Here is a 15645-nt window from a genome sequence, read left to right as displayed (position 1 = left end):
GTCAGTGAAAGGAAGAGAAAATGACATTACAAGAAGAAATTATTAAAGAACTTGGTGTGAAACCAATTATTGATCCTAAAGAAGAAATTAGAGTGTCAGTTGATTTTTTGAAAGATTATCTTAAAAAGTATCCATTCATCAAATCATTTGTCCTTGGAATTTCTGGCGGACAAGATTCAAGTTTAGCAGGCCGCTTAGCTCAGATTGCTATCGAAGAAATGCGACAAGAAACAGCTGATGCTTCTTATAAATTTGTTGCTGTACGTTTGCCTTTTGGTGTGCAAGCCGATGAGGAAGATGCTCAACGTGCGCTTGCCTTTATTAAGCCAGATGTCAGTTTGGCAGTAAATATCAAAGCAGCTGTTGAAGGACAAGTAGCGGCTCTAAATGAAGCAGGTGTTGAGGTTTCAGACTTCAATAAAGGAAATATTAAAGCCCGTCAACGTATGATTACCCAATATGCTGTGGCTGGACAATATCAAGGTGCTGTTCTTGGAACAGACCATGCAGCAGAAAATATTACTGGATTTTTCACGAAATTTGGTGATGGTGGAGCTGACTTATTGCCACTTTTCCGTTTGAATAAACGTCAAGGTAAAGCACTTTTAGCAGAACTTGGTGCTGACCCAGCAATCTATGAAAAAGTTCCAACTGCTGACCTTGAAGAAGGTAAGCCTGGACTTGCCGATGAGATTGCACTTGGTGTGACTTATAATGATATTGATGACTATACAGAAGGAAAGGTGATTTCTGAGGATGCTAAGGCCAAAATCGAAGCTTGGTGGAATAAAACGCAACATAAACGTCACTTACCAATCAGTATCTTTGATGATTTCTGGAAATAAAAATAAATATAATTACTGACAGTTCAACACGACCAAAGTGAGTGTTGAATCGGTGGATAAAAAGTTACTGACGGGAGTTTCGTCAGTAACTTTTCATTTCTGTCAGTAATTTTTATATTAAAAAACTGAGGACATAGATAAAAAGTAAAGGCCAATTATGTTATAATTTAATAAAGCGTTTACAATTAAAGGAGGGAAATAATGACTTTTATTGAAGTGATTAATGAATCTAAAATCTATCAATCAGGACAAGAAAAAATTTATGCCAATGACCAAGTGAATTTTGAAATTGAAAAAGGAGAGTTGGCTGTCATTTTAGGTTCCTCTGGTGCTGGTAAATCGACAGTTCTAAATATCTTAGGGGGAATGGACACAAATGATGAAGGAGAGGTCATTATTGACAAGGAAAAGATCTCCAATTTTTCAAATAAAGAATTGATTACTTATCGACGATATGCTGTTGGTTTCGTTTTTCAATTTTATAATCTTGTCAATAATTTAACGGCTTTAGAAAATGTCGAATTAGCTTCTGAAATTGTTGAGAATGCACTAGATGCTAAAGAGGTTTTGAAAAGTGTCGGATTGGAACATCGGATTCATAATTTTCCTTCGCAACTTTCAGGAGGTGAGCAACAAAGAGTGACCATTGCGCGTGCTATAGCTAAAAATCCTAAAATCTTACTTTGTGACGAACCCACTGGAGCTTTGGATTATCACACAGGAAAACAAATCTTAAAAATTCTTCAAGATATGGCCAGAAAGGAAGGGAAAACGGTTATTATTGTCACTCATAATGCTGCCATTGCACCAATTGCCAATCGAGTGATTCAGATGCATGATGGAAAAATTGAAAATAATAGCCAACCAGAAGATATTGATAGAATTGAGTGGTGACTTATGCGGAAAAAAACCTTAAACAAAGAAATTCGTAGGTCAATTACGGGTTCATTAGGTCGTTTCATCTCTATTTTTTCTTTGATGCTTTTAGGAACTTTTGCTTTTGTCGGATTAAAAGTTTCTGGTCCGGATATGAGGGCAACTGCGGAAGAGTTTTATCGGCAGCATCAGTTAGCAGATTTAACGGTAACTTCAACTTTAGGATTGGATGAGACTGACCAAAGGCTGATTAATGAAACAAAAGGCTTAAAAAAAGCAGAATTCGGCTACTTTCAGGATTTGGTAATCAAGGGAAAAGAAAGCAGTCTACGCTTATTTTCTAAGCCAGATGAATTGTCAACCTATGAGTTAATGTCTGGCAAGTTGCCTCAAAGCAATTCAGAAATTGCCTTGGATTATTTATATGATAGTCAGTATAAAATAGGCCAAAGCATTGATTTTACCCCTCCTAAATCTGAGGATTCTGATCTGTTAAAAAATCATTCTTTTAAAATCGTTGGATTTGTTAAATCTAGTGAATATGTCGATAAGAGTAATTTTGGCGCAACGACGGTAGGGACTGGGAAGCTAAATGGTTATGGGCTTGTGACTAAGGATGCCTTTGATTCTAAAGTTTATATGATTGCTCGTTTATCTTATAAAAATTTACAAAATATCTCCATTTTTGATGACAAGTACGATAATCGACTAAAAAGAGAACAAAAAGCTTTAGAAAATACATTTAAAAATCAACCTGAGAAACGTTTGGCAGCACTTAAAGTGGACCCAGAAAAACAGATTATTGAGGCTAAAAGTCAAATTTCCCATGAAGAAAGTCAACTAAAGCAGCAAGAAAATCAATTAATTGCTCAAAAGAATCAAATAGGCGAGTCTTCATCAGCGCAGACTATTGAGCAACTTAATGGGGCTCAAAATCAAATTGATGCTGGAAAAGAAAAGCTTGCATCGGCTAAAGCAGAGCTGGCTAAAAAAGAAGCAGCTTTAAATCAACTTGAAGAACCAACTTATCAGATTAATAATCGTAAAGAAGGAAATCCAGGTTACAAAACTTTTTTGGAGGATTCAACAAGAATTGACAGTCTTTCAAATATTTTTCCGGTTGTCCTTTTTGCCATTGCTTTATTAGTCAGTTTGACAACAATGACCCGTTTTGTTGAAGAAGAACGAGGGAACCTCGGTTTACTTAAGGCTTTGGGATATTCAAATCGTGAGATTCGTAAGAAATTTATGGTCTATGGTTTAGTTTCTAGTGGTCTAGGTGCTTTAGTAGGAACAATTATCGGACATACTTTTTTACCGCTTGCGGTATTTAATGCTTACACGGCTTCATCTACCTTTAGTAATTTGCGCTTAACTTTCTCACCCCTATGGACAATAGTCGCTTTTGCCATTGCCATTGCTTGTAGTCTTTTACCAGCGTACTGGGTTGTCCGAAAAGAATTAAAGGAAGTACCAGCTAGTTTATTTTTAGCAAAAGTGCCAAAAGCAGGTTCACGCATTCTTTTAGAGAAAATTGATTTTATTTGGAAAAGAATGAGTTTTACTTACAAAGTGACGGCTCGAAATCTTTTCCGTTATAAAAAAAGGATGTTAATGACCATCTTTGGTGTCGCTGGATGTACGGCTTTACTTGTCATGGGATTTGGGATTCGTGATTCGATTTCTGGACTTGCATCAAAACAATTTGGGCAAATTTTGCATTATGATATGATTGCCATTGAAAAAAATAAAGTTAGTGACAAAGAAAAAGAAGCCAGTGGAAAATTAGAAAAGCAAGAGGTCAGCTTAATTGCGACGAATCAATCTGATGATTTATCAAAATATGTTAGTTTAGAATCTCGTAAAAATAATCAAAAGATTGTATTAAATGATTCTGGAGCAGTCATTTCGGAGAAATTTGCGGAACTTTTAGGTCTAAAAGTTGGAGATTCTTTGACGCTTAAAGATGATGAAAATAAGCCTGTAAGGATAAAAGTGTCGGCAATTACTGAAATGTATATGGGCCATTATATTTTCATGAACCAATCGGTTTACCAGAAAGTTTTTAAAAAAGATTTTATGACCAATGGTCAATTGATTAAGTTAAAAAATGCCTCTGTAAATAATATTCAAAAGATGTCGGCTCAATTGATGCAAGAAAACGGAATTCAGGCTATTTCACAAAATAGTGACCTTAAAAAAGTGATTGAATCCTTTATGTATGGCATTAATAGTGTCATGATTGTTTTGATTACTTGTGCCATTCTGCTTGCGATTGTTGTCATCTATAATTTAACAAATATCAATGTTTCCGAGAGAATTCGTGAATTAGCGACAATCAAAGTTTTAGGATTTTATGACCGTGAAGTCACACTTTATATTTATCGGGAAACGATTTTATTAAGTTTTTTGGGGATTTTGGTAGGTTTTGGTCTAGGGGATTATTTCCATCAGGTTATTATGAACCAATTGTCAGCTGATCAAATCATGTTTGCACCGGGGCTACTGTGGACAAATCTTTTGTTATCAGCAGCGATTACTTTTGCGACCACTCTTTTGCTGGCGCTTGTTGTTCATTTCAAATTAAAAGCCGTGGATATGCTTGGAGCTCTGAAATCAGTAGATTAATCATAAAAATTTTACTGATAGCTTTTTAAAAAATAAAAAAAATTACTGACAGAAATTTCTGTCAGTAATTTTTTTTATTATTTTTCAACTTTACGTTTAAGGTCTCCAATTTGTTGACCTTTGTCTTCGTCAGCTAAAATATCTTCAAAAGCAGGGAGTTGAATTTCTTCACCATATTTTTGGTAAAGAGCAGTAGTCACTAAACGATAAGCCAGACGGACATTTCTTGAAAGAATTGGACCATGGAAATAAGTTCCAAAAGTATTTTTGTAAATTAAACCTTCAGTTTGGTCATCTGGATTATTTCCGCCACCATAAACGACGGTTCCTAAGGGTTTTTCATCATCAGAGAGGTAGGTAATTCCTGAATGATTTTCAAAACCATAGTAAGTTTCGCCAAATTCTTCATTATGAGTTTCAATATCGCCAATAAAACGGTCAGTTCGCAAATTTTCAGTATAATGTCCAAGAATTCCTGTCCCCTGAATTTTTGTCCCTTCGGAATTAACATAATACTGACCGAGCATTTGATAACCACCACAAATTGCAAGAAGTGGTTTCTCAGATTCAATGTAATCTTTTAAAGGTGCTGACAAGTCAAGCAGTGATTGGTCAGCGATAATTTCTTGTTCATAATCTTGACCGCCTCCCCAAAAAACAAGGTCGTAATCTTCTTTAGCAAAAGTGTCGCCTAAAGAAACAATATTGAAGGTCATTTCTGCCCCCAATTTTTCTCCAACATACTTGAGCATGAGAATATTTCCATTATCACCATAAGTATTCATTAAATCACCATAAAGGTGAGCCACATTAAGGGCATAATTTGGATGTTCAAGATTTGATTTTAAAGAGATATATGCCATTTAACGCATTTCCTTTCCAAGATAATGACTTTCAGCCAGTAGTTCACGCATTTGCAACATGGCAGTATAAGTTGCCAAAATATAGACATGATCTTTTTGACTTTCTTTGATTGCCTCTAATACTTCTGAAAGTTCTTTACGCTCGGAAATCTTTTGGGCATCAAATCCAGTCACTCGCATACGTCTAGCCATTTCAGATGAACGAACACCGCCTGTGATAATTTGGTCAATTTCCATGTCATTAATTAATTCAAAATTAGCATCCCAAATCCAACTTGTGTCAATTCCGTCAGCATAATTGGCATTCAAAAGGCTAACTAAAGTGAAAGGATAATTGGCTAATTTCATCATTTCAAGGGCTTGATTCGCACCTACTGGATTTTTTATCAAAACAATGGTTACTTTTTTTCCATCGATTTCAAGAGTTTCTTGACGACCAAAAACTGCTTTGGAAAGTTCAAAACCAGCCGCAATTGTTTCTTTTGGCACATTGAAATATTCAGCAACAGAGACAGCAGCAAGGGCATTGTAGATGTTATAAAGTCCACCGACATTGATTTTATAATCTGTCCCATCAATGATAAATTTAGAAGAAGTATTTGTAATCTCGGATAATTCTGTCAGTTGATAATCTAATTCTGGACGACTAAAGCCACAATTTTCACAAATATAATTTCCCAAGTTAGCATAGGTGTTCATCTTGTAAGCCAAAATATGATGACAAACTGGACAAACAATCCCCTCGGTATTGTAATGAGCATGAGTAGCTTCATGACTTTCGTGGTTAAAGCCATAATATTTTACAGGATTAACTAATTTTTTTGAGTTGAAAAGTGGACTATCACCATTTAATAAAACAGTACCTTTAGGGCTATTTGCCGCACCTTTGACGATGAAATCGTAGGTGGTGTAAATCTCTCCATAGCGGTCCATTTGGTCACGGAAAATATTTGTGAAAACAAATAATGAAGGTTTGATGTATTCAGTGATTTTTGGCAAACTCGCTTCATCAATCTCAAGGACAGCAAATTTCTTTTCGCCAGTTTTCGCTTTGGGAGCTTTCAAAAAGGTAGATACAATCCCCGTGATCATATTGGCTCCAGTTGGATTTGTCACAACTGGTCCAAAAGCCTTTTCTAAAATTCCCACGGTCAAAGCTGTGGTCAATGTTTTTCCATTGGTCCCAGTCACAACAATGATTTCATAATTTTTGGTCAGTGATTTAAGAATTTCAGGGTCAAATTTTAAAGCAATTTTTCCTGGTAAAGTTGAGCCACGCTTGAAAAATTTTTCCAAGACAAAGCGCGATGAATTACCAGCAAACTTTGCAAATGAAGTTTTTATTGTCATAAGCAATATTATACCAAATACAGGGATTTTTTGCTCTATAAAATTTATAAAACATATTTGATACTATTAACAAAAAAAAGTGATAAAATAATATCATTATGAATAGCAGAATATTCCAACACAATACATTTACGACACTCTCTATCGGCTTTTACAAAGGTACAATTACCCTCAAAGAAGCACTAACACACGGCAAAGTCGGTATCGGTACGCTTGATACGGCAAATGGCGAGGTGACAATCATTGATGGCATCGCCTATCACGGTGACTCAGAAAATCAAGTCAGATTAGTTGAAGAAAATGAAACGATGCCTTATGTGGCAATGGTTGAACATCAACCCATCGTTAAATTTACTGACAACTCTGTCAGTAACTCAGAAGATTTTCTGTCAGCGCTGACTAAGCGTTTTCCAACGGCAAATACTGCTTATACGATTGTCATGACCGGTCAATTTAAAGAAGTGACCGTCAGTAGCAAGCCCGCCAATAACACTCGTCCTTATGATGAAATTATGGCTGACCAACCTTATTTTACAAAAGAAAATATCTCTGGTACGATGCTTGGTGTTTGGGCACCCAAACATCTGACTGACCTTTTCGGAATTGGTTTTCATTTGCATTTTGTCAGTGAGGATAAAACATTTACGGCTCATGTCCAAAATTTCATCACTGAAAATCTTGCGATTGAACTTGGCAAAATTACCCAAATTGAACAAGAATTTCCTGATGAGGATGAAAATTTTGACCAGCACTTATTTCAATAATTTTGTCTAACATATAAGACAAGTTTCTATAATTTTACTCTTATTCAGAGAGAAACTATTAGTTTTAATAAAATGTAATTTATAGAATATTTTGCTTTAAAGTAAAGTTATTATAGCTATCACGGAACTGCTCCTTACATAAAAAGAGCGGTTTTTTATTGCAAAATATGCTATAATTATTCTAACTGATTTTTAGTTATAAAAAAGCGAAATGGAAGTTCAGTGGACAAAATTAAATTTTAAGTCACAAGAACTCTTATAAAGGAATCAAAATGAATTTACAAGAAATGAACGCGCGTAAGGAAAAAATTCGTAATTTTTCGATTATCGCCCATATTGACCACGGGAAATCAACCCTTGCTGACCGTATTCTCGAGCAAACTGAAACTGTCTCAAAACGTGAAATGCAAGCCCAACTTTTAGACTCAATGGACCTTGAACGTGAACGTGGGATTACCATTAAATTAAATGCTATCGAACTGAACTATAAAGCTAAAGATGGCGAAACTTATATTTTCCACCTTATTGACACGCCAGGGCACGTCGATTTCACTTATGAAGTCTCACGAAGTCTTGCTGCCTGTGAAGGGGCAATTTTAGTTGTTGATGCCGCCCAAGGAATCGAAGCTCAAACCCTCGCTAACGTTTATCTTGCTTTGGATAATGACCTCGAAATTTTACCAGTCATCAATAAAATTGACTTACCAGCTGCTGACCCAGAAATGGTTCGCCAAGAAATTGAAGATGTGATTGGTTTAGATGCTTCCGAAGCGGTTCTTGCCTCTGCTAAAGCTGGAATTGGAATTGAAGAAATTCTTGAACAAATCGTCGAAAAAGTTCCAGCTCCTCAAGGTGAAGTTGACGCGCCTCTCAAAGCTCTAATTTTTGACTCAGTTTATGATGCTTATCGAGGAGTTATTCTTCAAATTCGTGTGATTGACGGTTCAGTCAAGGTTGGAGATCGTATTCAACTGATGAGTAACGGCAAAGAATTTGATGTTACAGAAGTTGGGATTTTCACACCAAAAGCAGTTGCCCGTGATTTCTTGATGGCTGGAGATGTTGGTTATGTTGCTGCCGCAATCAAGACAGTTGCTGACACACGTGTTGGGGATACAGTGACACTCGCTTCAAATCCAGCGACCGAAGCCCTAGAGGGTTATAAGGAAATGAACCCAATGGTGTTCGCTGGGATTTACCCAATTGAATCAAATAAATTTAACGACCTCCGTGAGGCCCTTGAAAAACTTCAATTAAACGACGCTAGTCTTCGTTTTGAGCCTGAAACATCACAAGCTCTTGGTTTTGGATTCCGTTGTGGTTTCCTTGGCCTCTTGCACATGGATGTCATTCAAGAGCGTTTAGAACGTGAATTTGGTATTGATTTGATTATGACTGCTCCATCCGTTGTTTATCATATTAATACTACAGATGGTGAAACATTAGAAGTCGCTAACCCATCGGAATTCCCAGATCCTACACGCATTGAAAATATTGAAGAACCATTTGTTAAAGCTCAAATCATGGTGCCAAATGATTTTGTTGGTCCTGTGATGGAATTGGCCCAACGAAAACGCGGAATTTTTCTAACAATGGATTATTTAGATGCAAATCGTGTCAATATCATTTATCATATTCCATTGAGTGAAATTGTTTTTGATTTCTTTGATAAACTTAAATCATCAACTAAAGGTTATGCCAGCTTTGATTATGAAATTTCTGACTATCGTCCATCAAATCTTGTAAAAATGGATATTCTCTTAAATGCTGAAAAAGTCGATGCCTTAAGTTTCATTGTCCACAAAGACTTTGCCTTTGAACGCGGAAAAGTAATTGTTGAAAAACTTAAAAAACTCATTCCACGTCAACAATTTGAAGTTCCAATCCAAGCAACCATTGGAAACAAAATCGTTGCTCGTTCAGACATTAAAGCTCTTCGTAAAAATGTATTGGCCAAATGTTATGGTGGAGATATTTCCCGTAAGCGAAAACTCCTTGAAAAACAAAAAGCTGGTAAAAAACGGATGAAAGCCATTGGTTCAGTAGAAGTCCCTCAAGAAGCCTTCCTCTCTGTCCTCTCAATGGACGAAGAATAAAACATCTTAAAATCACTTTCAAGGTGGTTTTTTTTACAATAAAAGAAGTAGAAAAGAGGTAGAAAATGAAAATATTTATCGTTGGAAGTACAGGACGTGTAGGTAAAAGCTTGATTAAATCCCTCTCAACAACGGGCCATCAAATCTATGCTGGGGCAAGAAAAATTGAGCAAGTTCCTGAATATGATAATGTAAATGCAGTTCATTTTGATGTTGACTGGACACCAGAGGAAATGTCCAAGCAATTACAAGGACTGGACCTTGTAATTAATGTTTCAGGTTCAGGTGGAAAAAGTTTATTGAAGGTTGACTTATATGGGGCTGTAAAATTGATGCAGGCAACTGAAAAAGCAGGAGTCAAACGATTTATCTTATTGAGTACCATCTTCTCTCTTCAACCAGAAAAATGGATTGGTGCTGGTTTTGATGCTTTGAAAGATTACTATATTGCTAAACATTTTGCCGATTTATACCTTACTAAAGAAACGACTCTGGACTATACTATTATCCAACCTGGAGCTTTGATAGAAGAAGAAGGAACTGGCTTAATTGATATCAACGACGGTGTTTCTGCCAGCAATACTATCGAAGATGTGGCAGCTACTATCAAGGAATTAGTAATGACCAATCGTTCAATTGGACAAGTAATTTCGATGCACAATGGGAAAACACCAATCAGAAAAGCACTTGATAGTCTTTAAATAGTCTTTGAAATTGAGCTAATATTCAAAAGATACTTAAAAATTTAAGTATCTTTTTTGATTACAGTAAAAAATTGACAGAAGGGTCTGTAATATTTTATAATTTTAATGACGCTAAAAAGAAAGCGCTAAACAATAAATTATCAATGTCCGCGATTTATTCAAAAAAATTTAAGGAGTTTTATGGACACAAAAAAATTAGATGGTTTACCGTCGCATTTATTGCCTCCAACATGGTTTGGGGCAAGGGAAATGTTGTCAACAACTTTGCCCAACAAGGAATTACGGTTGTTACTTCATGGCTTTTGATTTTAGCTTTGTATTTTATTCCCTATGCATTGATTGTTGGGCAACTTGGTTCAACTTTCAAAGATAGTAAGGGCGGCGTAAGTTCTTGGGTTGAAAATACCAGTACAAAACGCTTAGCTTACTATGCTGCGTGGACTTATTGGGTGGTTCATATTCCTTATTTGGCTCAAAAACCCCAAGCAATCTTGATTGCTTTTGGCTGGGTTGGTCAAGGAAATGGGAATCTGGTCAGTCAAATGTCGATGACCGCTGTTGCTCTTATTTCGTTAGCAATTTTCTTAGCTTTCTTATGGCTATCGACAAAAGGGTTAAATACTCTGAAAGTTATTGGTAGACTTGCGGGAACAGCAATGTTTGTTATGAGTTTACTTTTCATTGTCATGGCGATTGGAGCACCTTTTATCGCGAAAGATTTCCATATTGCAACGCCTGACATGGGAAATATTAAAACTTATATTCCTAAATTTGACTTTAGTTATTTCACAACTATTTCAATGCTAGTCTTTGCTGTCGGTGGTGCTGAAAAAATTTCTCCTTATGTTAACCAAACTAAAAATCCAGCAAAAGAATTTCCAAGAGGAATGTTTTTACTTGCTGGAATGGTTGGTATCTGTGCCGTTTTAGGTTCAATTGCTATGGGAATGATTTTCTCAAGTGGTAATTTACCAAATGACTTGATGGCTAATGGTGCTTATGCAGCCTTCCAAATCTTGGGTCAACACTTTGGTGTCGGAAACTTTTTAATGATTGTCTACGCTTTAACTAATGGTGTAGGACAAATCGCTGCCTTGGCTTTCTCTATTGATGCGCTATTACGTATTTTACTTGCCGATGCTGACCCAGAATATGTTCCAGCATGGTTGCGTAAAAAAACGAACAAAGGAACGCTTAAAAATGGTTATACATTAACAGGAATCCTTGTTAGTATCATTATTCTTTTACCGTTACTTGGAATCGGTGATATGAATGAATTGGTTAAATGGTTGACTAACTTGAACTCAGTCGTGATGCCAATGCGCTATCTTTGGGTCTTCTTTGCCTTCATTATGTTAAATCGGGCAGTAAAACATTTTCAATCTGAATATAAATTTATCAAACAAAAACGTCTAGCCATGATTGCTGGTGCTTGGTGTTTTCTATTTACACTCATCGCCTGCGTGTTAGGGATGGTTCCAAAATTAGACTATGCTGCTAATCCATCTGCATGGTGGTTCCAACTCGCATCAAATATTTTGACACCAATTGTTTTAATCTTACTTGGAATGCTCTTACCTTTCATTGCTCGTCGTGAACAAAGAAAAGCAACAAGCCTTGATTTGGATATTCCTTTAGAAACAGAACAATAGAATGGATTAATGTCTAATTGAAAAAAAGTCTCAAGTGATTTTGAGACTTTTTTTATTATATAAAATGAAATATAACAATATTTCGTTTTATTGATTGACAAATTGGTTTAAGAGTGTTAAACTTGGTTTGTTGAAATAATCAGTTATTACAAAAAATCAAAAGAGGTTTGATGATTGGAAATAAAAAAACTAAACGCACTTGTTACGTTCATGCCAGGGATTAATCAATCTCGTGCAGATAAGCAATTTAAAGTAAATGATTTTAATTATTATACTCAAGCTTCTTTTGAGGATGATTTTAACCATGTAGATTCCTTTTCAAGGCCAAAAACAGAAACTATGGCTTCTAAGACTTTTGTAACTGAACAGGAAGATATCGTAATTAATAATTCTTTACAGATGGCTGCAAAGGTTGGGAAAGAGAATAAAGGAAAAGTTTTATCAATCAACTTTACCAAGGTTGAATTTAAAAATGATCAACTGGATAAAAATTATTTTTTGTATCTTTTCAATGTCTTTAAAGATGTAAAAAGACAAAAAGAAAAAGAAATGCAAGGAACGGGTGTCATTCAAAAAATCCCTTTAAAAGCGTTAGGAAATATCAAAATTCCTTTATTGCCAATTGTTGAGCAACAAAAAATTGGGAATATTTATATCGAAACTTTACGTTTGCAAAGTGAATTAAGTCAGTTTTCAAGAACGTTAGAAGAATTCTCATATTCTTTATTAGAAGGGGCAATCAAAGATGGAAATAAAAATGAAAAATAAATCCGAATTAGCATTTGAGCAAGAAGTAGTAGACTATTTGGCTCATATTGGTGGTGTCAAACAGTGGGAATATCGTCCAGAAATTAAGACGACTGAGCAACTTTGGGAAAATTTTAAAGCTATTATTGAACGTAATAACCAAGCCCGTCTTGAACGTCCCTTGTCAGTCACTGAATTTAACCAAGTAAAAAAAGTCATTACTGCAATTTCTTCTCCTTATCAAGCAGGTCAATTTTTGTATGGCGTAAATGGTGTTTCAGAAGTTGAGGTCGATTTGGATGATGGCCGCCACGTTTTTCTGACAATATTTGACCAAGCTAAGGTCGGGGGTGGGACGACTTCTTATCAAGTTGTTAATCAAATTGAAAGAAAAAAAGTTGTTGATGGAAAACCAAATCGCCGCTTTGATGTGACCCTTCTCATCAATGGCTTACCGATCATCCAAATAGAGTTGAAAAAAGCGCTCCACTCTACTAGAGAGTCGCTCAACCAAATGGAACAATATATCGCTGAAAAACAGTATAGTGATATTTTTTCTACCGTACAAATCTTGATTGCCATGACACCCTATGAAATTAAATATATGGCAAATACCAAGCTAGAGAATTTTAATCGTGCCTTTGCTTTCAATTGGCAAAATGAGGGGAATGCGCAACCTGTCCGCTCATGGAAAACTTTTGCGGATAAAGTGCTCTCGATTCCGATGGCTCATGATTTGTCTACCCGTTATATGGTACTTGACGGAACCAAGAACAAAGAGGGTATTAAGGTAATGCGTCCTTACCAAGTTTATGCCACAAAACGTGTGCTAGACAAAGTTCAAAAGTTTAAGTTTAATTTTGATGATGGAAAACTAGGCTACATTTGGCATACCACAGGGAGCGGAAAAACCATCACGAGTTTTAAAACAGCTTGGCTTGCTAGTCGATTGTCAAACGTCGATAAGGTAATTTTCCTTGTTGACCGGATTGCCTTAACCAATCAGACAGCTGATGCTTATCGGGCTTACGACCCAGTGGCAGGTTTTGAAGGGAAGATAGGGATAGTGAGTGATACTGCAAATATCTCTGACTTGCACCGCCAGCTCACGAAAAAGAGTGATAAGAACATTCTTGTTACCAGTATTCAAAAAATGTCTCGCTATGTCACAAGAGAAGATTTTAAACCTCTGAGAGATCGTATTCTCTTCATCGTGGATGAAGCATATCGTTCGACGAGTGATGGTGTAAGTAATGAAGGAATGCTTGAAAATATCCGATCTGCTATTCCAAGCTCAGCTTGGGTAGGTTACACAGGAACACCGAAATTTCCAGAAACACGTGAGATCTTTGGGGATATTTTACACGCTTATACGATTAAAGAAGCAATAGCTGATCGGAATGTGTTAGGTTTTAATGTTGAATTTAAAGAAACGATTACGCCGCCCGAAAATCCTACCGCAGAGGAAATTGATGATCAGTTGCGTGGTAGCGTCTACGATACCAGCCCAGAACACGTCAATCTTGTCGTTGAAGACATCTTTAAACATTGGAAAGAGCGCTCTAACAACCGCAAATATAATGCCTTATTTACTGTGCACGTTGGGGGAAATAAAGCCAGCACACCACGAGCAATGGAATACTTCGATGCTTTTGTGCGAGAAAATGCCAAACGTCCAGAGGAAGAACGCTTAAAAGTAGCTGTGAGTTTTTCGGCAGATACTACAAACGGAAATAATCAGCTTAAAACGAATGAAAATCTACACCGAGCAATCAAACATTATAATCAACTCTTTGGTGAAGATTTCGATATGACGAATGTTCGGGGCTATACAGATAATCTTGCCAGACGTTTAAATAAAACAGCAGATGGTAGAAATTATTTGGACTTGGTGATTGTGATTGATCAGCTCCTTACAGGCTTTGACGCACCAGAGTTGAATACCCTCTATATTGACCGAACACTAAAAGGTGGAAATCTGATTCAGGCCTACTCGCGGACGAATCGGATGCACAACTTAACGGATAAGCCTTGGGGTAATGTAATCAATTATCGTTGGCCTGAGCAAAATGAATTTGAAATGAATGAGGCTTTTGCCATCTATTCTAATCGCTCATCAGCGGATGAACAACTTAGCTTGGATGATTACAAACGAAAAAACAAAGAATCTGGTATTTTGAATAAATCTTTTAGCGAAGTGGAAACAGAGCTTAAAGCAGTGATCGAAAAATTAGGTAAATTGACGGAAGGATTTGTGCAAGTACCGCCGAGTGAAAAAGCGCAAGAAGAAGTTTTTGAAGGTTTGAAAGACTATAATCGTCTTTTAAGTCAGCTCAAACAATATACCAAAGATGATGAGGGTACACCTGTCTCTGCCTATGAAGAGGCAGAAGCCTTCTACCAAAGACTTGGAATCTCAGAAGATGAGGAAGTTCTCCTTACGACCGTAATTGCTGGAGACCTGAAAGAACGTCGGGCGAAGCATGAAGAAATTGATATTTCTCAAGTTGATTTGGCAATGGTTCATATCCATGAGGTAAAAATAAACTACGACTATCTGGTTGAGTTGATTGCTAAAATGGCCGATGAAGTCCATGCTGATCAGATGGATGATGCTGCCAATACACGACAAGAGATTGATTTAGAAATCGCAAAAAGTGATAACGAAAAAGAAAAAAACAAAGTCCGTCATTTTGTTTCACAAATCTTTACGAAAGCTTATGTTTTTGATCACTATCCTACACCAACGGATACTGAAAAAATGAATGAAGCGATGGATCGAGCCCAAAGAGATAATAATATCCAACTCATCACAAACTTTATCCGTACTTGGGGCTTAGATAATAGCATCATGCCTAAAGACTTGGGCAAACTTATCAAAAAACATCAATACGGCCTTGAGGACATGGATAAACAAGGGGAGCTCATCGCCATCATGAACAATGCGCGTGCAGATTATCCCTCGATTGCGGCGCAAGAAGTCGCAAGTTTGAGCTGGCTTCGCTACCGCAGTGCCTTTCGTAAAGCCTTCTATGACCTTGCGGACGAGATTAAACAAGGGGAGTAAGAGCCTTTAGAGGAGTCGGCAAAAATGAAGAATTTATATTATAAACCCGAATT

Annotated in this window: 11 protein-coding genes; 9 read left to right on the top strand and 2 right to left on the bottom strand. The window is 36.6% G+C overall.

The window, feature by feature from the left end; translation table 11 throughout:
* Positions 1–20: 20 nt before the first annotated feature.
* The 3 genes from nadE to LLA01S_RS06045 all read left to right on the top strand — a co-directional run bounded on the left by nadE (position 21) and on the right by LLA01S_RS06045 (position 4349).
* Complete coding sequence (gene nadE, locus LLA01S_RS06055; protein WP_011676109.1) at positions 21–845, top strand: NAD(+) synthase; 825 nt, start codon at positions 21–23, stop codon at positions 843–845.
* Between the two features lie 201 nt (positions 846–1046).
* Entirely contained in the window at positions 1047–1739 is a 693-nt protein-coding gene (locus tag LLA01S_RS06050) for an ABC transporter ATP-binding protein (protein ID WP_061777992.1), read from the top strand.
* 3 nt (positions 1740–1742) lie between these two features.
* Positions 1743–4349, top strand: coding sequence for an ABC transporter permease (locus LLA01S_RS06045; protein WP_061777991.1), 2607 nt, complete (start codon positions 1743–1745; stop codon positions 4347–4349).
* Positions 4350–4426: 77 nt separating this feature from the next.
* Here LLA01S_RS06045 and gatD read toward each other — a convergent pair whose 3' ends face one another.
* Together gatD and murT are read right to left on the bottom strand one after the other, a co-directional pair.
* Positions 4427–5212 (bottom strand): lipid II isoglutaminyl synthase subunit GatD, encoded by a 786-nt coding sequence (gene gatD / locus LLA01S_RS06040; RefSeq protein WP_061777990.1) that lies wholly within the window; start codon positions 5210–5212, stop codon positions 4427–4429.
* Complete coding sequence (gene murT, locus LLA01S_RS06035) at positions 5213–6562, bottom strand: lipid II isoglutaminyl synthase subunit MurT (protein ID WP_032951080.1); 1350 nt, start codon at positions 6560–6562, stop codon at positions 5213–5215.
* A gap of 98 nt (positions 6563–6660) precedes the next feature.
* Between murT and LLA01S_RS06030 the strand changes: the two genes are divergently transcribed.
* The 6 genes from LLA01S_RS06030 (at position 6661) to LLA01S_RS06005 (ending at position 15592) form a co-directional block, all read left to right on the top strand.
* Complete coding sequence (locus LLA01S_RS06030) at positions 6661–7326, top strand: acetolactate decarboxylase (protein WP_011676114.1); 666 nt, start codon at positions 6661–6663, stop codon at positions 7324–7326.
* A gap of 272 nt (positions 7327–7598) precedes the next feature.
* The gene (gene lepA / locus LLA01S_RS06025; protein WP_011676115.1) at positions 7599–9422 is read left to right on the top strand and encodes a translation elongation factor 4; all 1824 of its coding nucleotides are present in this window, start codon (positions 7599–7601) and stop codon (positions 9420–9422) included.
* A 65-nt stretch (positions 9423–9487) separates the two neighbouring features.
* Positions 9488–10123 carry an SDR family oxidoreductase gene (locus LLA01S_RS06020; protein ID WP_061777989.1) on the top strand — a complete coding sequence of 212 codons (636 nt, stop codon included), beginning with the start codon at positions 9488–9490 and terminating at the stop codon, positions 10121–10123.
* A 146-nt stretch (positions 10124–10269) separates the two neighbouring features.
* Positions 10270–11778 carry an APC family permease gene (locus LLA01S_RS06015; protein ID WP_061777988.1) on the top strand — a complete coding sequence of 503 codons (1509 nt, stop codon included), beginning with the start codon at positions 10270–10272 and terminating at the stop codon, positions 11776–11778.
* Between the two features lie 174 nt (positions 11779–11952).
* Entirely contained in the window at positions 11953–12546 is a 594-nt protein-coding gene (locus tag LLA01S_RS06010) for a restriction endonuclease subunit S (protein WP_032951076.1), read from the top strand.
* A complete protein-coding gene (locus LLA01S_RS06005) occupies positions 12536–15592 on the top strand; it encodes a type I restriction endonuclease subunit R (protein WP_061777996.1) in 3057 nt (1018 codons plus the stop codon). Before LLA01S_RS06010 ends, LLA01S_RS06005 begins: the two co-directional genes overlap by 11 nt.
* Positions 15593–15645: the final 53 nt, after the last annotated feature.

Source organism: Lactococcus cremoris subsp. cremoris NBRC 100676 (assembly GCF_001591705.1).
Classification (GTDB): Bacteria; Bacillota; Bacilli; order Lactobacillales; family Streptococcaceae; genus Lactococcus; species Lactococcus cremoris.
The sequence above is the reverse complement of the archived record's forward strand: the minus strand, read 5'-3'. Positions and strand labels throughout refer to the sequence as shown.

Coding starts and splice junctions, on each gene's coding strand:
- nadE (WP_011676109.1), top strand. CDS start 21: ATGACATTACAAGAAGAAATTATTAAAGAACTTGGTGTGAAACCAATT.
- LLA01S_RS06050 (WP_061777992.1), top strand. CDS start 1,047: ATGACTTTTATTGAAGTGATTAATGAATCTAAAATCTATCAATCAGGA.
- LLA01S_RS06045 (WP_061777991.1), top strand. CDS start 1,743: ATGCGGAAAAAAACCTTAAACAAAGAAATTCGTAGGTCAATTACGGGT.
- gatD (WP_061777990.1), bottom strand. CDS start 5,212: ATGGCATATATCTCTTTAAAATCAAATCTTGAACATCCAAATTATGCC.
- murT (WP_032951080.1), bottom strand. CDS start 6,562: ATGACAATAAAAACTTCATTTGCAAAGTTTGCTGGTAATTCATCGCGC.
- LLA01S_RS06030 (WP_011676114.1), top strand. CDS start 6,661: ATGAATAGCAGAATATTCCAACACAATACATTTACGACACTCTCTATC.
- lepA (WP_011676115.1), top strand. CDS start 7,599: ATGAATTTACAAGAAATGAACGCGCGTAAGGAAAAAATTCGTAATTTT.
- LLA01S_RS06020 (WP_061777989.1), top strand. CDS start 9,488: ATGAAAATATTTATCGTTGGAAGTACAGGACGTGTAGGTAAAAGCTTG.
- LLA01S_RS06015 (WP_061777988.1), top strand. CDS start 10,270: ATGTCCGCGATTTATTCAAAAAAATTTAAGGAGTTTTATGGACACAAA.
- LLA01S_RS06005 (WP_061777996.1), top strand. CDS start 12,536: ATGAAAAATAAATCCGAATTAGCATTTGAGCAAGAAGTAGTAGACTAT.